Origin of the sequence: Janthinobacterium sp. HH106, from assembly GCF_001758725.1 — a bacterium.
Classification (GTDB): Bacteria; Pseudomonadota; Gammaproteobacteria; order Burkholderiales; family Burkholderiaceae_D; genus Janthinobacterium.
In genome coordinates this window covers 174,269-197,226 of the sequence record NZ_LRIC01000048.1, presented here as the reverse complement: position 1 = coordinate 197,226, position 22,958 = coordinate 174,269, and the positions used below count along the sequence as shown (strand labels likewise).

19 protein-coding genes are annotated in these 22,958 nt (G+C 63.0%); 5 read left to right on the top strand and 14 right to left on the bottom strand.

The annotated features are described in order from the left end of the window. Positions 1 to 23: 23 nt before the first annotated feature. A complete protein-coding gene (locus JAB8_RS18425; protein ID WP_070290887.1) occupies positions 24 to 1,919 on the bottom strand; it encodes a beta-propeller domain-containing protein in 1,896 nt (631 codons plus the stop codon). A gap of 172 nt (positions 1,920 to 2,091) precedes the next feature. Between JAB8_RS18425 and gabD the strand changes: the two genes are divergently transcribed. After that, positions 2,092 to 3,546 (top strand): NADP-dependent succinate-semialdehyde dehydrogenase, encoded by a 1,455-nt coding sequence (gene gabD, locus JAB8_RS18420; RefSeq protein ID WP_070290886.1) that lies wholly within the window; start codon positions 2,092 to 2,094, stop codon positions 3,544 to 3,546. A 23-nt stretch (positions 3,547 to 3,569) separates the two neighbouring features. Here the strand turns inward: gabD and JAB8_RS18415 are convergent, their stop codons facing one another. Continuing rightward, a complete protein-coding gene (locus JAB8_RS18415; protein ID WP_070220436.1) occupies positions 3,570 to 4,193 on the bottom strand; it encodes a trimeric intracellular cation channel family protein in 624 nt (207 codons plus the stop codon). 4 nt (positions 4,194 to 4,197) lie between these two features. Next, on the bottom strand, positions 4,198 to 6,636 hold the full coding sequence (locus JAB8_RS18410; RefSeq protein WP_070290885.1) for a PBP1A family penicillin-binding protein: 2,439 nt from the start codon (positions 6,634 to 6,636) through the stop codon (positions 4,198 to 4,200). 149 nt (positions 6,637 to 6,785) lie between these two features. Here JAB8_RS18410 and JAB8_RS18405 point away from each other — a divergent pair, with 149 nt between their 5' ends. Next, on the top strand, positions 6,786 to 7,673 hold the full coding sequence (locus tag JAB8_RS18405) for an HTH-type transcriptional regulator ArgP (RefSeq protein ID WP_070290884.1): 888 nt from the start codon (positions 6,786 to 6,788) through the stop codon (positions 7,671 to 7,673). Here the strand turns inward: JAB8_RS18405 and JAB8_RS18400 are convergent, their stop codons facing one another. The 4 genes from JAB8_RS18400 to JAB8_RS18385 all read right to left on the bottom strand — a co-directional run bounded on the left by JAB8_RS18400 (position 7,674) and on the right by JAB8_RS18385 (position 11,320). Continuing rightward, positions 7,674 to 8,546 (bottom strand): ABC transporter permease, encoded by an 873-nt coding sequence (locus JAB8_RS18400; protein ID WP_070290883.1) that lies wholly within the window; start codon positions 8,544 to 8,546, stop codon positions 7,674 to 7,676. It lies immediately after the preceding gene. After that, on the bottom strand, positions 8,543 to 9,388 hold the full coding sequence (locus JAB8_RS18395) for an ABC transporter ATP-binding protein (RefSeq protein ID WP_070290882.1): 846 nt from the start codon (positions 9,386 to 9,388) through the stop codon (positions 8,543 to 8,545). Before JAB8_RS18395 ends, JAB8_RS18400 begins: the two co-directional genes overlap by 4 nt. A gap of 1 nt (position 9,389) precedes the next feature. After that, on the bottom strand, positions 9,390 to 10,355 hold the full coding sequence (locus JAB8_RS18390; protein WP_240453677.1) for an ABC transporter substrate-binding protein: 966 nt from the start codon (positions 10,353 to 10,355) through the stop codon (positions 9,390 to 9,392). Between the two features lie 80 nt (positions 10,356 to 10,435). Then, positions 10,436 to 11,320: a TauD/TfdA family dioxygenase gene (locus tag JAB8_RS18385; protein WP_070290880.1), complete on the bottom strand. Its 885-nt coding sequence runs from the start codon at positions 11,318 to 11,320 to the stop codon at positions 10,436 to 10,438. 213 nt (positions 11,321 to 11,533) lie between these two features. On the opposite strand from JAB8_RS18385, the gene JAB8_RS18380 reads away from it, so the two are divergent. Beyond that, positions 11,534 to 12,019 (top strand): SEL1-like repeat protein, encoded by a 486-nt coding sequence (locus JAB8_RS18380; protein WP_070290879.1) that lies wholly within the window; start codon positions 11,534 to 11,536, stop codon positions 12,017 to 12,019. An 18-nt stretch (positions 12,020 to 12,037) separates the two neighbouring features. Here JAB8_RS18380 and can read toward each other — a convergent pair whose 3' ends face one another. The 7 genes from can to JAB8_RS18345 all read right to left on the bottom strand — a co-directional run bounded on the left by can (position 12,038) and on the right by JAB8_RS18345 (position 20,998). Continuing rightward, positions 12,038 to 12,709 (bottom strand): carbonate dehydratase, encoded by a 672-nt coding sequence (gene can, locus JAB8_RS18375; RefSeq protein ID WP_034788731.1) that lies wholly within the window; start codon positions 12,707 to 12,709, stop codon positions 12,038 to 12,040. A gap of 136 nt (positions 12,710 to 12,845) precedes the next feature. Next, positions 12,846 to 13,979: a molecular chaperone DnaJ gene (gene dnaJ, locus JAB8_RS18370; RefSeq protein ID WP_034745985.1), complete on the bottom strand. Its 1,134-nt coding sequence runs from the start codon at positions 13,977 to 13,979 to the stop codon at positions 12,846 to 12,848. 163 nt (positions 13,980 to 14,142) lie between these two features. Next, positions 14,143 to 16,086, bottom strand: a complete 1,944-nt coding sequence (gene dnaK / locus JAB8_RS18365) for a molecular chaperone DnaK (RefSeq protein ID WP_070290878.1) — start codon at positions 16,084 to 16,086, stop codon at positions 14,143 to 14,145. A 91-nt stretch (positions 16,087 to 16,177) separates the two neighbouring features. Beyond that, a complete protein-coding gene (gene grpE / locus JAB8_RS18360; RefSeq protein WP_034788734.1) occupies positions 16,178 to 16,714 on the bottom strand; it encodes a nucleotide exchange factor GrpE in 537 nt (178 codons plus the stop codon). 344 nt (positions 16,715 to 17,058) lie between these two features. Then, complete coding sequence (gene hemH / locus JAB8_RS18355) at positions 17,059 to 18,168, bottom strand: ferrochelatase (RefSeq protein ID WP_070290877.1); 1,110 nt, start codon at positions 18,166 to 18,168, stop codon at positions 17,059 to 17,061. A 143-nt stretch (positions 18,169 to 18,311) separates the two neighbouring features. Continuing rightward, complete coding sequence (gene recN / locus JAB8_RS18350; RefSeq protein WP_070290876.1) at positions 18,312 to 19,979, bottom strand: DNA repair protein RecN; 1,668 nt, start codon at positions 19,977 to 19,979, stop codon at positions 18,312 to 18,314. A 47-nt stretch (positions 19,980 to 20,026) separates the two neighbouring features. After that, positions 20,027 to 20,998, bottom strand: a complete 972-nt coding sequence (locus tag JAB8_RS18345) for an NAD kinase (RefSeq protein ID WP_227742053.1) — start codon at positions 20,996 to 20,998, stop codon at positions 20,027 to 20,029. A gap of 263 nt (positions 20,999 to 21,261) precedes the next feature. Between JAB8_RS18345 and JAB8_RS18340 the strand changes: the two genes are divergently transcribed. Next, positions 21,262 to 21,528 (top strand): hypothetical protein, encoded by a 267-nt coding sequence (locus tag JAB8_RS18340; RefSeq protein ID WP_070220458.1) that lies wholly within the window; start codon positions 21,262 to 21,264, stop codon positions 21,526 to 21,528. A gap of 51 nt (positions 21,529 to 21,579) precedes the next feature. Next, positions 21,580 to 22,890: a sorbosone dehydrogenase family protein gene (locus JAB8_RS18335; protein WP_070290875.1), complete on the top strand. Its 1,311-nt coding sequence runs from the start codon at positions 21,580 to 21,582 to the stop codon at positions 22,888 to 22,890. Positions 22,891 to 22,958: the final 68 nt, after the last annotated feature.

The window sequence follows — 22,958 nt, the reverse complement described above, 5'->3', positions numbered from 1 at the left end:
GCAGCGACAATTTCCCTGCGCCTTCAGCGCAAAGAGGAGGCATTGGGCGCATAGCTGACGCGGCGCACTTCGCGGATCTGTCCCTCCTTGAGCGCCCCTTCCACCAGTTCATAGCCGAGCAAGGCGAAGACGCGGCCCTGCAGGAACAAAGGACGCGCATTGCCGTACCAGTCCACGCACGACGCGCGGCAGCCGTCGTCCGGTGCCGGGCCGGGCCGCGCCGCCAGCGCGCCCAGTTCACTCAATTGCAGGCCGCTGTTGCGCAGGTACAGGACGGAGGCGGCTGACTTGTTGAGGCCAGGCCGTTCGTCCGCGCCCAGGATGGGCAGGCCGATCATGCCCTCGCCGGCCGCTTGCGGCTTGTAGAAAAAGCCGTGGCTGCGCGACTCGCCCTGCGCCGCATCGGCGCGGATGTAGCGCGTGGCGACCGCCGCCTGCGCTCCCGGGCCGATGGTGCTGAAGTGCAGATCCCTGCCCTGCGCGCCGATCACCACGGCGTCATTGCCCATCGCCTCGATGCGCTCCACGCCGTGCGGCAGCGACAAGGCTTGCACGCTGCCCGCATCGGCCCAGCGCAGTGCATACAGGGGCTGGCGCGGCCAGGCCTGGTCGGCCTTGCGGCGTCCTGCATTGCCGGGATTGCCGTACAACAGATAGGGTCCCACATAGCGGTTCTGCAAGGCGTAGCCGCCACCGCCGGGCAGCGGCCGGTAGCTGCCGGCCGGCGCACTGTCGCGGCCATCGGAAAACGACGCCAATGGCACGCGCAGCAGGGCCATGTCGCCGCGCCCCCGCGTGCCATCCCACATCGCGTCGCCCTGGCCCTCGGCGCGCAGCAGGACGTTCAGGTGGCCGTCGCCGCTTTCGAGGAACGAGAACTGGTCGACGGGCGCGCCAGCCACCTTCAGGGCGCTGGGCGCCGAGCCGTCGAGGGGAATGCGGAACACGCCCGAATCGCTGCCCCGGCGCGTCGTCCACACGAAAACAGATTCGCCCGACACATAAAACACGCGCCCCTGCGGCCCCATCACGGCCGTCGCTTCGCAGCGCATGTCGCGCTGCGCCAGGTCGCACACGGTGACCGTATGCAGGGTCAGACCAAAGCCCGGTTCGGGCTCTTCATCGGTGCGGTAAATGCGCGTGGCCGGCGCGATGCGCTTGAAGTCGGACGGTACGGCGTCGGGACGCCAGCGGCGCAGCGCGGGAAAGCCGCCAAACGGGTCGCCCCGGCGCAGGTTCAGCGACAGGGGCGAATAGAATACCAGCTTGCCGCCGATCAGGCGGCTGGCGTAATTGCGCGACGAATAATAATCGTTGGAGCGCAAATGATACGTGGCGCGATACGCCAGCTTGCCATCCGCACCGATGTCGAACAGGCCGATCTCCGTGCCGCCACGGCTGTAGCTGTAGCCGATCACCACGACCGTGTCGCCATCGATCAGCATCTCGTCATACCAGCTGCCCGACGGGTCGCTGCCCGGCGCGAACGCGTCGAGCGCCGCCACGGGCTGCAGGGCATTGCCGCCCACCTGCACGGTGAACAGCTTGCCGCGCCGGAGCATCACCAGGTGCTTGCCGTGCAGCTTGACGATGCCGCCTTCGTCCACGCCCGCCGTCTGCACATTGGTGACCGATTCGGCCGCCTCTGCCGACGCCGCCGGCGCCGCTTTCGCCACCATCGGCGCTGGCGCTGGCGGCGGCGCGGGCGGCGCCGACATGGACTGCGCCGTGGCGCGCTGCAGTTTCTGCTGCTCCCGCAGCAAGGCCGCCTGGCGCGCCTGCAGTTGCTGCAGGTAGCTGCTCAAGGCCTGCTCGCTGGCGAACGGCGCCAGAGTCTTGCGCGGCGCCGTGCCGGCGGCATGGCTGCCTGCCGACAGCAGCAGGGACAGCATCAATATGATCTTGTGGGCGCTGGACATCGCTTCTGCTCCGGTTGATTGGGGTAATGACCATGAAACGGCATGCGCGGCGAAACGGGGTTAAAAATGGTCAACTATTTTTGAAGGCCAAACGCCGCACATGGGACGCAATCGTGCGCCCGGCAAAAAGGACTACCATGGACGATCACGCAACCACTGCTGAAAGTCTGCCATGCTCACACTGAAAGACCCCACGCTGCTACGCCAGCAATGCTACCTGAACGGACTATGGCTCGATGCCGACGGCGGCAAGCACGCCGACGTCCGCAATCCCGCCACGGGTGAAGTGATCGGCCATGTGCCCGTGATGGGAACGCAGGAGACAAGGAACGCCATCAGCGCTGCCAACGCCGCCTGGCCCGCCTGGCGCAAGAAGACGGCCAAGGAACGCGCAGCCGTGCTGCGCCGCTGGAATGACCTGATACTGGAAAACGCGGACGACCTGGCGCTGATCATGACGGCGGAACAGGGCAAGCCCTTGCTCGAAGCCAAAGGCGAAGTGCAATACGCCGCCTCCTTCATCGAATGGTTCGCCGAAGAAGGCAAGCGCGTCGCGGGCGATACCCTGCAGTCGCCGTGGCCGGACCGGCGCATCGTCGTGACGAAGGAGCCGATCGGCGTGTGCGCCGCCATCACCCCCTGGAACTTCCCCGCCGCGATGATCACGCGCAAGGCAGGACCGGCGCTGGCGGCCGGCTGCCCTATGCTCGTCAAGCCGGCCGGCATGACGCCGTTTTCCGCGCTGGCGCTGGCCGTGCTGGCCGAACGCGCGGGTGTGCCTGCGGGCGTGTTCAATGTCATCACCGGCTCGTCGCAGGAGATCGGCGATGAGATGACGTCCAATCCCCTCGTGCGCAAGCTCAGTTTCACGGGATCGACGGAAGTGGGCCGCATGCTGATGCGCCAGTGCGCGCCGACGATCAAAAAGCTGTCGCTGGAACTGGGCGGCAATGCGCCGTTCATCGTCTTCGACGACGCCGACCTGGATGCGGCAGTGGAAGGCGCCATCGCCTCGAAATACCGCAACGCGGGCCAGACCTGCGTGTGCGCCAACCGCCTGTACGTGCAGGATGGCGTGTACGAGGCCTTCGCGCAAAAGCTGGTGGCGGCCGTGCAAAAACTCAAGGTGGGCAACGGCGCCGACGAAGGCGTCACGCAGGGTCCGCTGATCGAGGAAAAGGCCGTAAAAAAAGTGGAGCAGCACGTGGCCGACGCACTGGCCAAGGGCGGGCGCCTGCTACTGGGCGGCAAGCGCCATACGCTGGGCCACAACTTCTTCCAGCCCACCGTGATCGCCGACGTGACGAGCGACATGCTGGTGGCCAGCGAAGAGACGTTCGGGCCGCTGGCGCCCCTGTTCCGCTTCAAGACGGACGAGGAAGTCATCGCCCTGGCCAACAACACGGAATTCGGCCTGGCGTCCTATTTCTATTCGCGCGACATCGGCCGCATCTGGAAGGTCGCCGAAGGCCTGGAGTCCGGCATGGTGGGCGCGAACACGGGGCTGATCTCGACGGAAGTGGCGCCGTTCGGCGGCGTCAAGCAGTCGGGCCTGGGCCGGGAGGGATCGTCGTACGGGATCGACGATTACCTGGTCATCAAATACATCTGCATGGGCGGTATTTAACGATATGCCCGACGGCGCCGCCGCTATTCGAATCCCCGGATCCGGTCGCCGTTGAAATTCGGCAGGCGCCACTCGAAGTGCAAGGCCAGGAAGCGGAACAGAAAGCCCGCGCCGATGGACGACAGCTGCGCCACGGAGCTGTCGACCTTGAAGTGCAGCAGGCCGACATACAGGGCGCCCGTAAACAGGGCCACGGTGGCATACACTTCGCGCTGCAGCACGAGGGGAATCTGGTTGCACAGGATATCGCGCAGCAGGCCGCCGAAGACGCCCGTGATCATCCCCGCCAGCACGACGATGGCCGGATGCATCTTGGCCGACATGGCGATGTCGCAGCCGATCACGCAAAACGCCACCAGGCCCAGGCCGTCGACCAGCAAAAAGATGGCGCGCAGATGATGCAGATAGCGCGCGACAAAGGCCGTCACAATGGCCGCGCCGATGGTAAACAGCAGGTATTCGGGATGCGCGATCCAGCCCAGCGGATAGTGCCCCAGCAGCACGTCGCGCACGGTGCCGCCACCGAGCGCCGTGACGGTGCCGATCATGCAGATGCCGAACAAATCCATGCCGCGCCGCATGCCCATGATGGCGCCGGACATCGCTTCGGCGACAATCGCCACCAGGTAAATCGTATATAGCAGCATGGTCTTACTCTTCCGAAAATGATTTGAGAATTTGTTCGCGTTCGCGCGCTTCGCTCAGGGTGCGCGCCTCGCTCGTGCCCGTGCCGGAGCCGCCAGCGCCGCCGGCGCCAGCGTCACCGTGCGCCATGCGCGTATCGGCAGCGCCGCTGCCGCAGCCGACGCTGCTGTGGATAAAAGCGAAGTTATCCTTCAGGCAGTCGCCGGCCAGGTATTCGGCATACACATAGTCGCCGTCGAGCAGGGCCAGGCCAGGCGGTTCGGCCAGCACCTGCTCGCGGCGGCCCTGCACGGCTACCTGCATGTAATCGCGCCAGACGGGCAGCGCCAGCGTGCCGCCCGTGGCATTGCCCAGGCTCTTGGGCTGGTCGTAGCCTAGCCAGACGACGGACACCAGGCCCGAGGAATAGCCGGCGAACCAGGCGTCATACGCATTGTTCGAAGTGCCCGTCTTGCCGGCCGCGTCGCCGCGTCCCAGCGCCAGCGCGCCGCGTCCCGTGCCGCTCTTGACGACGTCGCGCAGCATGCTGTCCATGACGTAGGCATTGCGCGTGGAGATCACCTGCGTGCCCGGTGCCGGCTCGCCCTTGGCGCGCGGCGCCGCGTCGGAAAACAGCACCGCGCCGCTGCGGCTGCGCACTTCCTTGATCAGCTTTGGCGGCATCTGCACGCCGCCGTTGGCGAACACGGCATACGACTGCGCCAGCTGCAGCGGCGTGACGGCGCCCGCGCCCAGCGCCAGCGGCAGCGAGACGGGATTGCGTGCGCCCTCGAAACCGAAGCGCGTGGCGTAGTGCTGCACGTAGCCGGGGCCGGCCGCCTGCATCAGACTGACGGCGACGAGGTTTTTCGAGCGCACGAGACCGCGCCGCACGCTGATGAAGCCTTCATAGTTGTTGCCGTAATTGCGCGGACGCCACGGCTGCGCACCCGTTTCCCGCGGCAGCAGCAGGCGCTGCGTATCGTCCACGGCCGTGCCGGGAAAATAGCCCTTTTCCAGCGCCGCCGAATACACGAAGGGCTTGAAGCTGGAACCGGGCTGGCGGTAGGCTTGCATGGCGTGGTTGTAGTGGTTGCGGTAAAAATCGAAGCCGCCCGCCATGGCGACGATTTCGCCGCTGTGCGCCTCGACGGAAATGAGCGCGCCTTCCATCTCGGGCAGCTGGCTCACGAGCCAGCGCTTTTTCGCCGCGTCGTGCACCACGCGGATGACGCTGTTTTCCACGATGGCGCGCTTGCCGTCGAGCGGCAGCTTGCCGCCCAGGCGCGCGTCCGATGCCGTCAGCACGATCTCGTCGCCATTGCGCAGCTGCGCCGTCAGCTGGCGCTTGCCGCTCGTCTCGACCTTGCGCACCAGGGCGGCGCGCACCTCTCCGCTGTCGGGGTAGGCGGCCAGCTGGCGCGCCACGCTGTCTGCGGAGGGGGCCAGGCGCGCTTCCGGGCCGCGATAGCCGCGCCGCGCCTGCGCATTCAATAGCCCATCGCGCAGCGACTTGTCGGCCGCCCGCTGCGGCGCCATGCGGATGGTGGTGGTCACGTCCAGGCCCATGCTGTAGGCGCCTTCGGGGTAGCTTTGCACGATCAGCTGACGCGCTTCCTCGACCGCATACGCGGCCGCGTGCACGGAGCTGTTGCGGTCCTTGTTCAGGGCCAGTTTTTCCGCCACGGCCGCGTCGTATTCGGCCGGCGTGATGTAGCCGAGTTCGCGCATGCGCTGCAGGATGTAATGCTGGCGCACGGTGGCGCGCTGCGGATTGGCGACGGGGTTATACGCCGACGGCGCTTTCGGCAGGCCGGCCAGCATGGCCGCTTCGGCGATGCTGACGTCGGCCAGCGGCTTGTCGAAATAGATGTTCGAGGCGGCGGAAAAGCCGTAGGAGCGCTCGCCCAGATAAATCTGGTTCATGTACAGTTCCAGCAGCTTGTCCTTGCCGTAGTGCTGTTCCAGCTTGTAGGCGAGCAGCATCTCCGTCAGCTTGCGCTGCACGGTCTTTTCGCGCGACAGGAAAAAGTCGCGCGCCACCTGCATGGTGATGGTGCTGGCGCCCTGCGCATGGTGTCCCGTGACGACGTTGGCCAGGGTCGCGCGCGTCAAGCCGTAAAAGTCGACGGCGCCATGCTCGTAGAAGCGCGCATCCTCGATGGCCAGCAAGGCCTGGCGCATGCGCAGCGGGATCTCCTTCAGGGGCAGGAATTCGCGGCGCTCTTCACCGTACTCGGCCAGCAGCTCGCCTTCGCTGGAAAAAATACGCAGCGGCAGCGCGGGCTTGTACTGGGCCAGGTGCTCGACGGGCGGCAAGTCCTGCCATGCCTGGCGCAGCCACCAGCCGCCCGCCAGCGCTGCGGACAAGCCCAGGCCCAGGGTCAATCCCAGGCCGAATTTCAGATTGCGCGCCAGTTTCGATGACGGCTTGCGGGGCTTTGTATCTTGCGCTTGTGCTTCCATGAGGTGATTCCCTTGCTGCCAGGAGGCCGCGCTGCATACGCGTACGCGGCACTCCATCAAAGAGGCATTGTGCACTGCAACACACCCATCCTTATGAAAAGTAAGTATTATTTAGTATTGATAAATTTTTCTTATGTAAGGCAGCGGTCATGGATCTCAATCCCAAGCACACGGAAGCGTTCCGCGCCGTCGTCGAAACGGGCAGTTTCGAACAGGCGGCGCTGCGGCTGCACCTGACGTCGCCGGCCATTTCGCAGCGGGTGCGGGCGCTGGAAAGCCAGCTCGGCAATGCGCTGATCGTGCGCAGCCGTCCCGCGCGCGCCACGCGCATGGGCCAGCGGCTGATGCAGTATCTGAAGCGGGCCAAGCTGCTGGAAGCGGATTTGCAGGCGGAACTGGCGGTGCAGCAGGATGCCCCGCTGACCCTGGTGCTGGCGCTGAACGCGGATTCGATGGGCACGTGGTTCTTCCCGGCCCTGTCCGAGGTGTTGATACGCGAACGCGTGCTGCTGGACCTGACCGTGGAAGACCAGGACCACACGTATACCTTGCTGGAAACGGGCATGGCCATCGGCTGCATCAGCACGGAAGCCAAACCCATGCGCGGCTGCACGGCCGAGCCGCTGGGCGTGATGCGCTACTGGCTGGTGGCCACACAAGCGTTCCGCCAGCAGTGGTTTGCGCACGGGCTGACGCGCAAGGCGGCGCGCACGGCGCCCGTCGTCGCCTACACGCGCAAGGACACCCTGCAGTCGTCGTTCCTGCTAGAGGCGCTGGGCTTGCCCGAAGGCGCCTACCCCTGCCATTACGTGCCGGGCGCCACCTCGCACTTCAACGCCATCCGCTACGGCCTCGGCTACGGCATGGTGCCGGAATTGCTATTGAAGGCGAACACGGATGGGGAACTCGTGGAAATGCTCACGCCCAAGACACCTGCGGACGTGGCCCTGTACTGGCACACGTGGAAGGTGCAGTCGCCGCGCATGGAGCAGCTGTCGCGGCACATCATTGCGGCGGCGCGCACCATGCTGAGATAATTATCGCTGCATGCCCCAGCGTTTCAAGGTGACGCGCTCCAAGGTGCGAAAACCGATGTTTTCCACGATTAAACCGATGACGATGACGGCCGCCAGGCCCGCAAACACCTTGTCCGTGTACAGCTCGTTGCGGTTCTGGAAGATGTACCAGCCCAGGCCGCCCTGCCCCGACGTGGTGCCGAATACCAGCTCGGCCGCGATCAGGGTGCGCCAGGCGAACGCCCAGCCTATCTTCAAACCCGAGACGATGGACGGCAAGGCGCCCGGCACGAGGATGTGCAGCACCAGCCGCAAGCCGTTCAAGCCGTAGTTGCGGCCCGCCATGCGCAGGGTCTCTGGCACGCCCTGGAAGCCCGCATACGTGTTCAGGGCCAGCGGCCACATCACGGAATGGACGATGACGAAGATCAAACTGGCGCGTCCCAGGCCGAACCACAGCAGGGCCAGCGGCAGCAGGGCGATCGCAGGCAAGGGATTGAGCATGGCCGTCAGGGTTTCCAGAACGTCACGCCCGATGCGGCTCGACACGGCCAGCAAGGTCAGCACGAAGGCGGCCAACACGCCCACCGCATAGCCTTGCAGCAACACGACGAGGGACGCGGCCGTACGCGTGAGCAATTCACCGTTGGCGATGCCGCCGATAAACGCCTGCGCCGTCTGGATAAAGCTGGGCAGCAATAAATCGTTCTGCGTCCAGCGCGCCGCCCCTTCCCACAGCAGGGCCAGACTGAGCAAAATGAAAGCCTTGCGCCACAGCGCGTGCTGGCTCCAGCGCTGCCAGCGCGACAATGGCCGCTCGACGGTGACGCCGGCCGGCGGCGATGCCGCATAGACGAATTCCTGGCGGATGGGCGGCTCCAGCAGCGCGCTCATACGGCCTCCCGCTGCGCAGTAACTGCTTGCGGGACAGGAACCACTTCCTCATCGAACAGCAAGCCGTGGATGCGGCGGCTGGCAGCCTGGAATTCCGTACTGCCCGCGCTGTGCAGGCCGAACTGATGGCTGTTGAGTTCGGCGCGCACCCGGCCCGGATGGGGCGACAGCAGCAGGATGCGGTTGCCCACCACCAGCGCTTCTTCGATCGAATGCGTGACGAAGACGAGGGTAAAGCGCAGCTCTTCCCACAGGCGGCTCAGCTCTTCCTGCATCTTGCGCCGCGTCAAGGCATCGAGCGCGGCAAACGGCTCGTCCATCAGCAGCACTTCCGGCTGCATGGCCAGGGCGCGCGCGATGGCTACCCGCTGCTTCATGCCGCCCGACAAGGTATGCGGATGGGCATCTTCAAAGCCGGCCAGGCCCACCTTGGCGATCCAGTGATGGGCGCGCTCGCGGGCCGCCTGCTTGTCCAGCCGCTTGCTGGCAAGTAAGGGGAACATGACGTTTTCCAGCACGGTCTTCCATGGCGGCAACTGGTCGAATTCCTGGAACACGACGACACGCTCCGGCCCCGGCTTGCTGATAGGAACGCCCTGCATGGCGATGCTGCCGGCGCGCGGCGCGATGAAGCCGGCCACGGCCTTTAATAAGGACGACTTGCCGCAGCCCGATGGCCCCAGCAGCACGAAACGGTCGCCGCGGAACACGTCGAAACTGACGTCATGCGTGGCACGCACGGTACGCTGTTCCGTGCGGTATTCCAGGCTGACATGTTTGACGCTGAGCAAGGGCTCCAGCGCAAGCGGAGGGCGTACCAGGTGAAAAGCAAGCGCGTTCATGTCAGCCTCCTTGCGTGATGGCAGGGTCGTCAAAAAAGTAATCGCGCCAGCTGTCGGGCAGGTTGCGGATGGCACTTATACGGTGCAGGAATTGCGCCAGGCCATAGGTATTTTGCGGCGCGATCTTGAATTGCACTTGCGGATTGGCAAAGATTTTCAGCAGCAGATTACGGTCCACCTTGCTTTTATTGACCTTGATATAGATGTCGGCCGCGCCTTGGCGATTGCTGCTCGCGTACTGCGCCGCTTCGGCCAGCGCGGCGATGAAGGCGCGGTACGTCTTCGGATTGTCCTTGCGGTACTTTTCCGTCGCATACAGCAAGGTCGACGAGCTGGGTCCGCCCTGCACGTCATACGAATTCAGGATGATATGGGCGTTCGGATTCTGCGCCAGTTCCTGCTCCTGGAACGGCGAATTGCCGAAATGGCCGCTCAATTCCGTGCCGCCGGCGATGATGGCCGCCGCCGCGTCCGGGTGCGGCAGGGTTTGCGTGATTTTATCCAGGCGGGCAAATTCCTTGTCGCCCCACTGCTTCGCCACGGCCATCTGCAATATCCTGGCCTGGACGGAAACGGAGACGGCCGGCAAGGCGATGCGGTCCTTGTCCGTCAAGTCGGCCAGGGTTTTCACCTTCGGGTTGTTGCTGATCAAATAGTAGGGGAAATTACCGAGCGAAGCCACGCCGCGCACGTTCTGCCGGCCTTTCGTGCGGTCCCAGATGGTCAGCAGCGGCCCCAGGCCCGCCCCCGCGATATCGATATTGCCCGACAACAAAGCGTCATTGATGGCCGGGCCGCCGGACAGGGTGATCCACTCGACTTTCACGTCGACGCCCTGCTGCTTGCCATGCTTTTCGATCAGTTTTTGTTCCTGCGCAATATTGAGCAGCAAGAAGGTGATGCCGTGCTGGCCCGCGATGCGGATCTGGCCTTCGGCCCGGGCCATGGGCATGGCCATGCACAGCATGGCGATGGCGGCGAGAAGGCGGCGGGAAAAGGTCAAGATCGGCAACATAGACACTCCTTGGGTTAAATCAACAGTCAAAATCAGTAAGGCGCATCGCCTTCGATGGTGGTGCGGTAGAGTTTGCGGCGCTGGTCGAGCGGGCAGCCCGTCGCCAGGTGCATCAGCGAGCGGTTGTCCCAGAACACCAGGTCGTGCGGCTGCCAGCGGTGCACATACAGGTGTTCGGGGCGCACGCTGTGGGCGAACAGTTCGTCGAGCAGGGCGCGGCTTTCATCGGCGGGCAAGCCGACGATGCGCGTGGTGAAATGCTCGCTGACGAACAGGGCACGGCGTCCCGTTTCCGGATGCACGCGCACCACAGGGTGCGTTACGGGTTTGACTTCATCGATCTGCGCCTGCGTCAGCGCCGGGCGCCACGGGTTGCGGCGACGCAACTCCTCATACTGGCTCAGGTAGCTGTGTTCGGCACGGGCGCCGCGCACGGCGTGGCGCAGCGCGGCCGGCAAGCTTTCCCAGGCCAGGTGCATGTTGGCAAACACGGTATCGCCGCCCTCGTCCGGCAACTCTTGCGCGTGCAGCATGGAGCCGAGGCTGGGCACTTCCTTGTACGACAGGTCGGAATGCCAGAAATGGCCCGCGTCACCGAGGCCGATGGGTTGGCCATCTTCAACGATGTTCGAGATGATCAGCACTTCCGGCTGCGTAGGCAGCTGGAACTGGCGCAGCACGTGGATTTGCAGGGGGCCGAAGCGGCGGCTGAAATCGACTTGCTGCTGCGGCGTGATGCGCTGGTCGCGGAACACCAGCACATGATGGTCGAGGTGGGCGTGGTGCAGGCGCTGGAAGTCGCCCAGCGACAGCGGCTGCGACAGGTCCAGCCCCAGCACTTGTGCGCCGAGCGGCGCATCGAACGTTTCGATGCGGAACTGGCTGGAAGAAAACGCGGATTTCAGGACGGCCGACATGGGAACTCGACTAGAGTCTGGGGAAGTCCACTGTATGCCGGCCTGCGCTCCTTGCAAACGAAGCATTTACTATATGGATATGCGCGGCGCATTGCGCCATGCTGCAACAGGCGCTGTCACGCAAGGGCACAGCGGCACCGGCTTTGTGCCCGGAAAGGGAGCTAGCACGCAACTTGCTTGTCTGCCAATCTTCAACCATCGCCCAGGAAAACCATGCACGCCTACGCCCTGATGCTCGCCGTTCTGTTCGCTGTTCCCGTCCACGCCCAGGACAGCCAGGATGAAAGTGATCTCAGCTACAAAGCCTATGTGCACAGCGACAAGCGCATCAAGTGTTTATACGGCTATGCGGCCGACAAGACGGGCGACCATGCGGCGGCCGTCGCCATCTTTGAAGACTGCATCCGGCGCTGGAACGATGTGTATTCGATGATTTGGCTGGCCCAGCTGTATGAAACGGGCATCGGCGTGCCCAGGGACCTGGCGCAGGCGACGGCGCTGATGCGGCGCGGCGCCCATACCAACGATGACGCCGCCTATGCGCGGCTGGCGCGCTATCACTATGGCGTGGCGCTGGCCGAAGGCCGGGGCACGCCGCAGGACCTTCCCCAGGCCAGAACCTGGCTGCGCCAGGCGGCGCAGGAGGGCGTGCGGGAGGCGGCCGATTATCTGGACCGCCTGGAAGGCGCCGCGCCATAGACGCGGCGCCAGCGCCGCTTACGCGATTGCTTCGTAGCGGGCCAGGCGGGTCGCCATGCGCGGCGCCAGCTCATGGCCGGCCGTGACCGTCACTTCGAGGTCGTTCAGCAAGCCATCCTTCAAGCCGTAGACCCAGCCATGGACGCTGAGTTCCTGGCCCCGTTCCCACGCATCTTGCACGACGGTGGTCTGGCATACGTTCAAGACTTGCTCGACCACGTTCAGTTCGCACAGACGGTCGCCGCGCTGGCGGCTCGTCAATACGTCGCCCAGATAGCGCTCGTGCTTCTGGCCAACGTCCTGCACGTGGCGCAGCCAGTTGTCGACCAGGCCGATGCGCGTGCCCGTCATGGCCGCATGCACGCCCTTGCAGCCGTAATGGCCGACGATGATGATATGTTTGACTTTCAGCACGTCCACGGCAAATTGCAGGACGGACAGGCAATTGAGGTCGGAATGCACGACCACATTGGCAATATTACGGTGCACAAACACGTCGCCAGGCGCCATGCCCAGCAATTCGTTGGCGGGAACGCGGCTGTCGGAGCAGCCGATCCACAGGTATTCGGGCGATGTCTGCGCTTCCAGGTTCTTGAAGAAGTTCGGGTCCTTCGCCACCATCGAGTCGGCCCAGCGGCGGTTACGCTGCAGCAGTTCCGCCAGGGCCGGGCCATTTTTCTGTTCGGTCATATCGCTCCCATTGTGTGCGTACGACTGAATTGGCCGCAGATCGCGCCCATAGGCCGGCGATGCTCGCACATTGTTCAGTCGTGATGAAAAAAACGCCGGGATGTTTCAGCATCCCGGCGCATGGTGTTACGTGTGCTTATTCAAAAAAATCCTTGACCTTGTCTTTCCAGGTCTTGCTTTGCGGACTGTGCTTGGCACCGCCCTCGGTCGTCGACTTTTCAAAGTCGCGCAGCAGGTCTTTCTGTTTTTCCGTCAGTTTCACCGGTGTTTCGATGGCCACGTGGCAGAACAGGTCGCCCGCGTAACCGGAGCGCACGCCCTTGATGCCCTTGCCTTTCAGGCGGAAGGTCTTGCCCGACTGGGTGCCTTCCGGAATCGTGAACGACACTTTGCCGTTCAGGGTAGGCACTTCGATTTCGCCACCCAAAGCTGCCTTGGTGAACGAGATCGGCATTTCGCAATGCAGGTCGTCGCCTTCGCGCTGGAACACGGCGTGCGGCTTGATGTGGATTTCCACATACAGGTCGCCCGACGGGCCGCCATTCGTGCCCGGTTCGCCGTTGCCGGACGAACGGATACGCATGCCGTTGTCGATACCGACTGGAATTTTGACTTCCAGGGTCTTGTTGCGCTTGATGCGACCGGCGCCGCCGCATGGCGTGCAGGGGTCGGTGATGACCTTGCCGCTGCCATGGCATTTCGGGCAGGTTTGCTGGATGCTGAAGAAACCTTGCTGCATGCGCACCTGGCCGTGACCGCCGCAAGTACCGCAGGTGGTGGGCGAGGTGCCCGGCTTGGCGCCGCTGCCATGACAAGTGTCGCACTTGTCCCAGCTCGGCACGCGAATCGTCGTGTCGAAGCCGTGCGCAGCTTGCTCCAGTGTAATTTCCAGGTTGTAGCGCAAGTCGGCGCCACGGTACACCTGTGGACCCGCATTGCGGCTGCGACCACCGCCACCGCCAAAGATGTCGCCGAAGATATCGCCGAAGCTGTCGGCAAAGCCGCCAGCACCGCCGCCGAAGCCGCCGCCACCGCCCATGTTCGGGTCCACGCCGGCGTGACCGTAACGGTCATACGCATCGCGCTTTTCCGGATTGGTCAGCATCTCGTAGGCTTCTTTGACTTCCTTAAACTTTTCTTCCGATTCCTTGCTATCCGGATTGCGGTCCGGATGGTATTTCATCGCCAGTTTACGGTAAGACTTTTTGATCTCTTCTTCCGAAGCATTTTTTGCGACACCGAGTGTCTCGTAAAAATCACGCTTTGCCATGTTGTCGGCACCTTGCAGTCTATCTACTGATGTAAAAATTACACGAAAAAGCCGAGTCGAGTGCTGCGCTAGGCGCAGCGACTCGGCTCGGCCGGTCTTCGCGGCTAATCCCGCGATGTAGCGTTCAGCCCGGCTGCCCCCGGTTCATGGGAGCGCAAGACAATTACTTGCTGTCTTTGACTTCCTTGAAGTCAGCGTCAACAACGTCGTCCTGCTTGGCGCCTGCGTCCGATGCGCCAGCAGCTTGCTGTGCACCTTCCGCGCCGCCGGCAGCTTGCTGCGCTTGCATGTCGGCATACATTTTTTCGCCCAGTTTCTGCGATGCGCTCGACAGTGCTTCCACCTTGGCGTCGATCTCAGCCTTGTCGCCCGCCTTGATGCTTGCTTCCAGGTCGGTGATCGCCGCTTCGATCTTCTCTTTCTCGCCCGCGTCCAGCTTGTCGCCGTATTCGGTCAAGGATTTCCGGGTCGAGTGTACCAGAGCATCGGCCTGGTTGCGCGACTCGGCCAATTCTTTGACCTTCTTGTCTTCTTCGGCGTTCAGCTCGGCGTCTTTCACCATCTTCTGGATTTCAGCCTCGGTCAAGCCGGAATTGGCCTTGATCGTGATCTTGTTTTCCTTACCGGTGGCCTTGTCTTTCGCGCCGACGTGCAAGATGCCGTTGGCGTCGATGTCGAAGGTCACTTCGATCTGTGGCGTGCCGCGCGATGCTGGCGGGATGCCTTCCAGATTGAATTCGCCCAGACCTTTGTTGCCGGCGGCGATTTCGCGCTCACCCTGGAAGACCTTGATGGTCACCGCAGGCTGGTTGTCGTCGGCCGTCGAGAACACTTGGCTGAACTTGGTCGGAATCGTCGTGTTTTTGTGGATCATCTTGGTCATCACGCCGCCCAGGGTTTCGATACCCAGGGACAGAGGGGTGACGTCCAGCAACAGCAAGTCCTTGCGTTCGCCCGACAGGACCGAACCTTGAATCGCTGCACCTACGGCAACGGCTTCGTCCGGGTTCACGTCCTTGCGTGGATCCTTGCCGAAGAATTCCTTCACTTTTTCCTGCACCTTCGGCATACGGGTCATACCGCCGACCAGGATGATGTCGTCGATGTCCGACACTTTCACGCCAGCATCTTTGATGGCGGTGCGGCATGGTTCCATCGTGGCCGTGATCAGCTCTTCCACCAGCGATTCCAGCTTGGCGCGGGTCATCTTCAGGTTCAAGTGGACCGGTGCGCCGTTCGCCATGGCGATGTACGGCTCGTTGATCTCGGTTTGCTGCGACGACGACAATTCGATCTTCGCGCGCTCGGCCGAAGCCTTGATGCGCTGCAGGGCGATCGGATCTTTTTTCAGGTCGATGCCGTTGATCTTCTTGAACTCGTCGATGATGTAATCGATGACGCGCTGGTCGAAGTCTTCGCCGCCCAGGAAGGTGTCGCCGTTGGTCGACAGCACTTCAAATTGTTTCTCGCCATCAACATCTGCGATTTCGATGATCGACACGTCGAACGTACCGCCACCCAAGTCATACACGGCGATTTTACGGTCGCCTTTTTCGGTCTTGTCCAGGCCGAACGCCAGCGCTGCCGCGGTTGGCTCGTTGATGATGCGCTTGACGTCCAGGCCAGCGATACGGCCGGCATCCTTGGTGGCTTGACGCTGCGAGTCGTTGAAGTAGGCAGGCACGGTGATGACGGCTTCGGTGACTTCTTCACCGAGGTAGTCTTCTGCCGTTTTTTTCATCTTGCGCAGGACTTCAGCCGAAATTTGCGGCGGCGCCAGTTTTTTGTCGCGTACGCCGATCCATGCATCGCCGTTGTCGGCTTTCATGATCTGATACGGCATCAGCGCGATGTCTTTTTGGACTTCTTTTTCGTCGAACTTGCGACCGATCAGACGCTTGACTGCGTACAGCGTGTTTTTCGGATTGGTCACGGCCTGGCGTTTCGCTGGCGCGCCGACGAGAATTTCGCCATCTTCTTGATAAGCAATAATCGACGGCGTCGTGCGTGCGCCTTCAGCGTTTTCGATTACCTTTGGTTGACCGTTTTCCATGATGGAAACGCAGGAATTCGTGGTTCCCAGATCGATACCGATAATTCTACCCATGATTTTTTTCCTTTTATTTGCTAGATTTCAGATGGTTCTTATATGTGGCAAAGCGGCATGGTTTCAAGGCTTGCTTGATGCCGCACTCTGATTATTTTGCTTGCGCGGTCGTGACAATGGCTGGACGCAGCAGGCGGTCCGCAATCATATAGCCCTTTTGCAAGACTGACACGATGGTATTGGCTTCCTGCTCCGCTGGCACCACGGCAACGGCCTGGTGTTTCATCGGATCGAGCTTTTCGCCCTGCACTGGCAAGACTTCCACCAGGCGGTTGCGCTCGAACGCGGCGTTCAGTTGCTTCAGGGTCATCTCGACGCCTTCTTTCAGCGATTCGATGGTCGGTGCTTCCACCGTCAGCGCCGTTTCCAGGCTGTCTTTCACCGGCACCATGGCTTCGGCAAAGCTTTCCACTGCGAATTTATGCGCTTTAGCAACATCTTCCTGCGCACGGCGGCGAATATTTTCGCCATCGGCCTTGGCGCGCATGAAGGCATCGTGCATCTCTGCAAGACGCGCTTCGGTACTCGCCAGCTGCTCTTCCAAAGTAGGCTCTGCGGGAGTCGATGGGGCAGTCGCCGCGGCGTCCGCTTGCGGATTAGGTACAGCTTGGTTTTCCTGATCTTGCATCTAGAAAGCTCCTACAATCAATGACTTAAATGAGTTAGTCTAACTATCTTTACAACACTAACGGGCAGATGGGGCTATATCCTATTGTTTCAAGGGGTATACACGGCAAAACCAGAATTACAGCGATTCATGTTACAGCTTATTACAAAAGGCTACCCATTTCGGCCAGTGAGCCGTGCGCGCCCCCTTGATTTTCCAGGCTTCCCCGGGCAAAGCGGGCATTCTACCAGCCCCGCCGCGGCCATCGCCACTGGCGGCGTTGCTATCTGGATAGTACTTTTGTCGCGCCAAACATGACAAAGCCGCGCAAGCGCGGCTTTTGATTGTGAAAAAATTAATTATCTTTAATTCGCCGCGCCCAGTGCCAGCGCCGCGGCGCGCGCCTGCTCGCCCGCCTTCTTGTCCGCGTCGCGCTGCGGCGCCGTCTTCATCGTCGGCCAGCCGATCATATGCTGCTCCGCAATTTCCGCCATGCCCGCGATCCAGGCTGGCGTTTCGTTCAGGCAGGCGATGTAATGGAAGTGCTGGCCGCCGGCCGTCTCGAAATCATGCTTGGCTTCCATGGCGATCTCTTCCAGCGTTTCCAGGCAATCGCTGGTAAAGCCAGGGCACAGCAGGTCGACCCGCTTGACGCCCTGCTGCGCAAGCGCCACCAGGGTGGGCGCCGTGTACGGCTGCAGCCATTCGGCCTTGCCGAAGCGCGACTGGAAGGTCACCACGTATTGCTCTTTAGTTAATTTCAGCTTTTCTGCCAGCAATCGCGCCGTTTTCAGGCATTGGCAGTGGTAGGGATCACCGAGCAGCAAGGTACGCTTGGGCACGCCATGGAAACTCATCACCAGTTTTTCCGGACGGCCATGCGCTTCCCAGTGGTTCAGCACGGAATCGCGCAAGGCGTCGATATATGTGTCGTGCTCGTGATATTGCTTGATGAAACGCAATTCCGGCACATTACGCACCGTGACGTAATGGGCGAATACGGCGTCGTAGATGGAACCCGTCGTCGTGCCCGAGTATTGCGGATAGGCCGGCAGGATGGCGATCCGTTCGCAGCCTTCGCTTTTCAGCTGGGCCAGCACCTCGGGCAAGGAAGGCGAACCGTAGCGCATGGCCATGGCCACGGTCACACCATCGTGCCCCCGCTCGGCCAGGGCACCGGCCAGCAGTTTCGCCTGCTTTTGCGTGTGCACTTTCAGGGGCGAGCCCTCGCGCGTCCAGATCGACGCGTATTTCTTGGCCGACTGGCCCGAGCGGAAGGGCAAAATAATCAGGTTCAAAATGAACCACCAGACGAGGCGGGGAATCTCCACCACGCGCGGGTCCGACAAAAATTGCTTCAGGTAGCGCCGCACGGCCGACGAGGTCGGCGCATCGGGCGTGCCCAGGTTGACCAGCACCACGGCGCTGCGGTCGATGCTGCCATGCGTGTACGGCGGTTCTGTTTGAAATGACATGAAGGCTCTTCGAAGGCGTTGGATGGATTAGGCAGTTATTATAGTTACATTGCGTCAACATCGGGGGTCAGACCCTCAATGCCGCTAACGTCAAGCTCAGCGCTAACGCGTCCGGGGGTCTGACCCCGGATTTAAGCCTGCGTTCAAATCGCCAGCAATTCGCGGGCATGCTTGCGCGTGGTGGCCGTGATTTCCAGGCCGCCCAGCATGCGCGCCACTTCTTCCACCCTGGCCTTGGCGTCGAGCATGTCGATGCGCGACGCCGTCTTGCCGTTGTCCAGGGTGCTTTTTGCCACTTGGAAATGCTGATTGGCCTGGCTGGCCACTTGCGGCAAGTGGGTCACGCACAGCACTTGGCGTCCCTGCCCCAGGCGTTTTAATAAGCGTCCGACCACTTCGGCGACGGCGCCGCCGATGCCGCTGTCGACCTCGTCGAAGATCAGGGTCGGCGTGGTGGTGGCGTGCGAAGTGATGACGGAAATGGCCAGCGCGATACGCGCCAGTTCGCCGCCGGACGCTACCTTGGCCAGGGAGCGTGGCGCCGTGCCCGCATGGCCTGCAACGAGAAACTCGACTTGCTCGAGGCCGTGGGCGGCCGGATCGCACGGGTGCAGCGCGATTTCGAAGCTGCCGCCCGTCATGCTCAGTTCCTGCATGGCGCGCGTGACGGCTTGCCCCAGCTCCAGGGCGGCGGCGCGGCGCGTGGCGGACAATCGCTCGGCCACGGCGCGGTACTCGGCCTCGATCTTCGCTTCCTGGCGCAGCAAGCCCTCGATATCGGAAGCGTCGGCCAGGTGCTGCAGCTTTTCCGACAGCTTGGCGTGTTCCTCCGGCAATTCTTCTGGCGTGACGCGGAATTTGCGGGCCGTGCTGTGCATGGCTTCCATGCGCGCGTCGAGCTGGTGCAGACGCTCCGGATCCAGTTCCACGCGGTCCAGGTAATTGTTCAGCGCGTACACGGATTCCTGCAGCTGGATGCGCGACGACTCGATCAGGTCGACGATCGGCTGCAATTCAGCATCGACGGACACCAGCTTGCCCAGCTTCTGGTTCAGGGCCGACAGTTGCGACACGATCGGATGGTCTTCCGACTCGGAAATGATCGCCAGGGCTTCCTGCGCCCCCTCCAGCAGGCTGGCCGCGTGCGACAGGCGGCTGTGCTCGTTCGTGATCTCCGTCCATTCGCCGGGCTTGGCGGCCAGCTTTTCCAGTTCGCCCACTTGCCATTCCAGGCGTTCGCGCTCGTACAGCACGTTGGCGGCATTCGTTTCGAATTCCTCGCGCTGACGCACGAGGGCGCGCCAGCGCTTGTGCAGCGCCGCCACTTGCCGCGCATCCTGCTCCGCGCCCGCTTCGCGCGCCGTCGCCTGGCCGTCGAGCAAGGCGCGCTGCGCTTCGCTTTTCAGCAAGGACTGGTGCGCGTGCTGGCCGTGGATATCGACCAGCATGTCGCCCAGTTCGCGCAGCTGGGCGGCCGTGGCGGGGATGCCGTTGATATACGCCTTCGAGCGGCCCGCATTGTCGATCACGCGGCGCAGCAGGGCGCCGCCATCGTCGTTGGCGAATTCATGCGCCACCAGCCAGGCCTGCGCCACCTCGCTGACGGAAAAATCGGCTGTGATGTCGGCCTTGGCCGCGCCTTCGCGCACCACGCTGGCGTCGCCGCGCCCGCCCAGCGCCAGGGTCAGCGCATCGATGAGGATGGACTTGCCGGCGCCCGTCTCGCCCGTCAGCACGCTGAAGCCGGCGGAAAATTCCAGTTCAATGGTATCGACAATGACAAAATCGCGAATGGACAGTGTATGGAGCATGGCTTCTGTGGTTAGGCGGCGCACCGCGGGTTGAGGTGGAGAAACTATTAGCTGAGCTTGCCCTCGCCCGACGGGTACTCATTCCAGTGCAGTTTTTCACGCAGGGTGTTGTAGTAGCTCCACCCTTCCGGATGCAGGAAAGTAATCGTATGGGGCGAACGGCGGATGAGGATGCGGTCTTGCTGCACCAGGCTGGCAAAGGTCTGCATGTCGAAATTGACGCTGATATCGCGCCCGCGCACGATTTCCACGACGATCTGGCTGGAATCGGGCAAGACGATGGGGCGGTTCGACAGCGCATGCGGGGCGATCGGCACGAGCACGATGCCGCCCAGGGTCGGATGCAGCAGCGGGCCGCCGGCCGACAGCGAATATGCGGTCGAGCCCGTGGGCGTGGAAATGATCAAGCCATCCGAACGCTGGTTGTACATGAAGTGGCCGTCGACCTCGACGCGCAATTCGGCCATGCCGGCGCCGCCGCCGCGCGAGACGACGACATCGTTGACGGCCATGCCCACGTGAATCGACTCGCCGTCGCGCAGCACGCTGCCTTCGAGCAAAGTGCGGCGCTCGGCCTTGAAGCGGCCGCCGAGAATTTGCGCCAGCACGGGCAGCATGCGCTCAAGCGGAATATCGGTCATGAAACCCAGGCGCCCCTGATTGATACCGATCAAGGGAACGTCGAATGGCGCCAGCTGGCGCGCAATGCCCAGCATGGTGCCATCGCCGCCCATGACGATGGCGCAATCGGCGGCGGCGCCGATCTCGGCCGGCGACATGGCGCGCACGCCGGGAAACGCCAGGTTCAGGTGCGCGGCCGTCTCCGCCTCGAAGACCACCGTGTGGCCCAGCACTTGCAGGAAATCGACGATGCTTTTCACGGGCTCGGCAATGCCATCCGTATTCTGGCGCACGACCAGGGCAATGGTCTTGGCGCCCAGGTTGAAGCGCTCGCCCGGGGCTGGCAAGGTCGCGGCTGGCTGTTCGGCTCGCTGGTCGGCGTAGTTATCGACGGGCATAAAAATCTCGGTAATGAATTCGGTGGCAAGCCGCCCCAGGCTGTCGCGTCGCACGCCGCCATCGCATGATACTGTATATATCCACAGTATAGTGCGGCTGCCGTGTGCCCGCAAGGGGCGTTCTTGGTGTTGCACGCAGTGTAGCGCAGAAAAAGAATCATCCATGCGTGCGCCAGCGCTCCCTGGATGGACAAATCCGCTTGCAGGCAGCCTGGCTGCGGCAGGACACTGATCCCACGTCAATTCTTCTGTCAGGAGGCCATATGGTTACCCAGCATAGCGAACGCAAGATCAATACCGATGAAAAGGTCAAGAATGACGGCATCGACCGTCTGCCGCACGAGCGCGACGAATCGCCCGATGCGCAGAACGTGCGCCCACGCAAGATCATGCAGCAGGCGGCCAGCGACCTGGAGCAGGGATTGGTCGATACGGACCTGCACGCCCAGCCGGGCGTGGAAAAGGTCAAGCCCGCCGCGCCGCAGCAAGCCCGTCCCGACGCGCAACTGGAACCAAAGAAGGCGCGCTGACTCCAACGGTCACGCTCTGCTACCCGCACTGTTCATGCTCCGGAGTACGCCATGCACCGTTACGCCCGTTCCTTCCTGCTGGCCGCTGCCTGCGGCGCCCATCTCGCCCATGCCCAGGCGCCCGCCATGCCCGTGGGCTTCGGCCCGCAGCCCACCCTGCCCGCACCGGACAAGCAGCTGATTCCCACCGTGAATGTGGCGCCCGTGCAGCGCTGGACGGCCGCGCAGCACCCCGCTGTCGCGGCGGGCCTGGCCATCCATGCGTATGCGCGCGACCTCGACCATCCGCGCTGGCTGTACGTCTTGCCGAACGGCGACGTGCTCGTGGCGGAAACGAACGCCCCGCCGAAGCCGGACGACAGCAAGGGCATCAAGGGTGCCATCATGCAGATGCAGATGAAAAAAGCGGGCGCGGCCACGCCCAGCGCCAACCGCATCACCCTGCTGCGCGGCGTCGACGCGAATGGCGTGGCGCAGACGCGCAGCGTGTTCCTGCAAGGACTGAACTCGCCATTCGGCATGGCCCTGGTGGGTAACGAGCTGTACATCGCCAATGCCGACGCCTTGATGCGTTTTCCTTACAAGGAAGGCCAGACAGCCATCACGGCGCCCGGCGTCAAGGTGATGGATTTACCGGGCGGCCCCATCAATCACCACTGGACCAAGAACGTCATCGCCAGCCCCGACGGCAAATTTCTCTATGTTGCCGTCGGTTCCAACAGCAACGTGGGCGAAAACGGCATGGCGGCCGAAGATGGCCGCGCCGCCATCTGGCAATTTACGCGCGCCACGGGCAAGGCCCGCGTGTATGCGACGGGCTTGCGCAATCCCGTGGGCCTGGCCTGGCAGCCCAGGACGGGCGCCCTGTGGACGGCCGTCAATGAGCGCGACGAGCTGGGCAACGACCTGGTGCCCGACTACATGACGTCCGTCAAGGACGGCGCCTTTTATGGCTGGCCCTACAGTTATTTCGGCCAGCACGTCGATGCGCGGGTCAAGCCGCCCCGTCCCGAACTGGTCGCCACGGCTGTTGCGCCCGACTACGCGCTGGGCGCGCATACGGCCTCGCTGGGACTGGCGTTTTATGATGCCACGCTGCTGCCGGAACGCTACCGGGGCGGCGCCTTCATCGGCCAGCACGGCTCGTGGAACCGCAAGCCCTTCAGCGGCTATAAAGTCATTTATGTGCCCTTCGCCGATGGCGTACCCAGCGGGCCGCCGCAGGACGTCGTCAGCGGCTTCCTCGACGGCAATGGCAAGGCGCAGGGACGCCCCGTCGGCGTGGCCGTCGACAAGGCGGGCGCGCTGCTGGTGGCGGACGACGTGGGCAATGTCATCTGGCGCGTCACGCCGGCGCCGTGAACACATTGGCGCCGCGCATGCGCCCCCTGTGTGGCGCAACGAACGGAAGGGCAAGGATGCCACGCGCA

Coding starts and splice junctions, on each gene's coding strand:
- JAB8_RS18425 (WP_070290887.1), bottom strand. CDS start 1,919: ATGTCCAGCGCCCACAAGATCATATTGATGCTGTCCCTGCTGCTGTCG.
- gabD (WP_070290886.1), top strand. CDS start 2,092: ATGCTCACACTGAAAGACCCCACGCTGCTACGCCAGCAATGCTACCTG.
- JAB8_RS18415 (WP_070220436.1), bottom strand. CDS start 4,193: ATGCTGCTATATACGATTTACCTGGTGGCGATTGTCGCCGAAGCGATG.
- JAB8_RS18410 (WP_070290885.1), bottom strand. CDS start 6,636: ATGGAAGCACAAGCGCAAGATACAAAGCCCCGCAAGCCGTCATCGAAA.
- JAB8_RS18405 (WP_070290884.1), top strand. CDS start 6,786: ATGGATCTCAATCCCAAGCACACGGAAGCGTTCCGCGCCGTCGTCGAA.
- JAB8_RS18400 (WP_070290883.1), bottom strand. CDS start 8,546: ATGAGCGCGCTGCTGGAGCCGCCCATCCGCCAGGAATTCGTCTATGCG.
- JAB8_RS18395 (WP_070290882.1), bottom strand. CDS start 9,388: ATGAACGCGCTTGCTTTTCACCTGGTACGCCCTCCGCTTGCGCTGGAG.
- JAB8_RS18390 (WP_240453677.1), bottom strand. CDS start 10,355: ATGCTGTGCATGGCCATGCCCATGGCCCGGGCCGAAGGCCAGATCCGC.
- JAB8_RS18385 (WP_070290880.1), bottom strand. CDS start 11,320: ATGTCGGCCGTCCTGAAATCCGCGTTTTCTTCCAGCCAGTTCCGCATC.
- JAB8_RS18380 (WP_070290879.1), top strand. CDS start 11,534: ATGCACGCCTACGCCCTGATGCTCGCCGTTCTGTTCGCTGTTCCCGTC.
- can (WP_034788731.1), bottom strand. CDS start 12,709: ATGACCGAACAGAAAAATGGCCCGGCCCTGGCGGAACTGCTGCAGCGT.
- dnaJ (WP_034745985.1), bottom strand. CDS start 13,979: ATGGCAAAGCGTGATTTTTACGAGACACTCGGTGTCGCAAAAAATGCT.
- dnaK (WP_070290878.1), bottom strand. CDS start 16,086: ATGGGTAGAATTATCGGTATCGATCTGGGAACCACGAATTCCTGCGTT.
- grpE (WP_034788734.1), bottom strand. CDS start 16,714: ATGCAAGATCAGGAAAACCAAGCTGTACCTAATCCGCAAGCGGACGCC.
- hemH (WP_070290877.1), bottom strand. CDS start 18,168: ATGTCATTTCAAACAGAACCGCCGTACACGCATGGCAGCATCGACCGC.
- recN (WP_070290876.1), bottom strand. CDS start 19,979: ATGCTCCATACACTGTCCATTCGCGATTTTGTCATTGTCGATACCATT.
- JAB8_RS18345 (WP_227742053.1), bottom strand. CDS start 20,998: ATGCCCGTCGATAACTACGCCGACCAGCGAGCCGAACAGCCAGCCGCG.
- JAB8_RS18340 (WP_070220458.1), top strand. CDS start 21,262: ATGGTTACCCAGCATAGCGAACGCAAGATCAATACCGATGAAAAGGTC.
- JAB8_RS18335 (WP_070290875.1), top strand. CDS start 21,580: ATGCACCGTTACGCCCGTTCCTTCCTGCTGGCCGCTGCCTGCGGCGCC.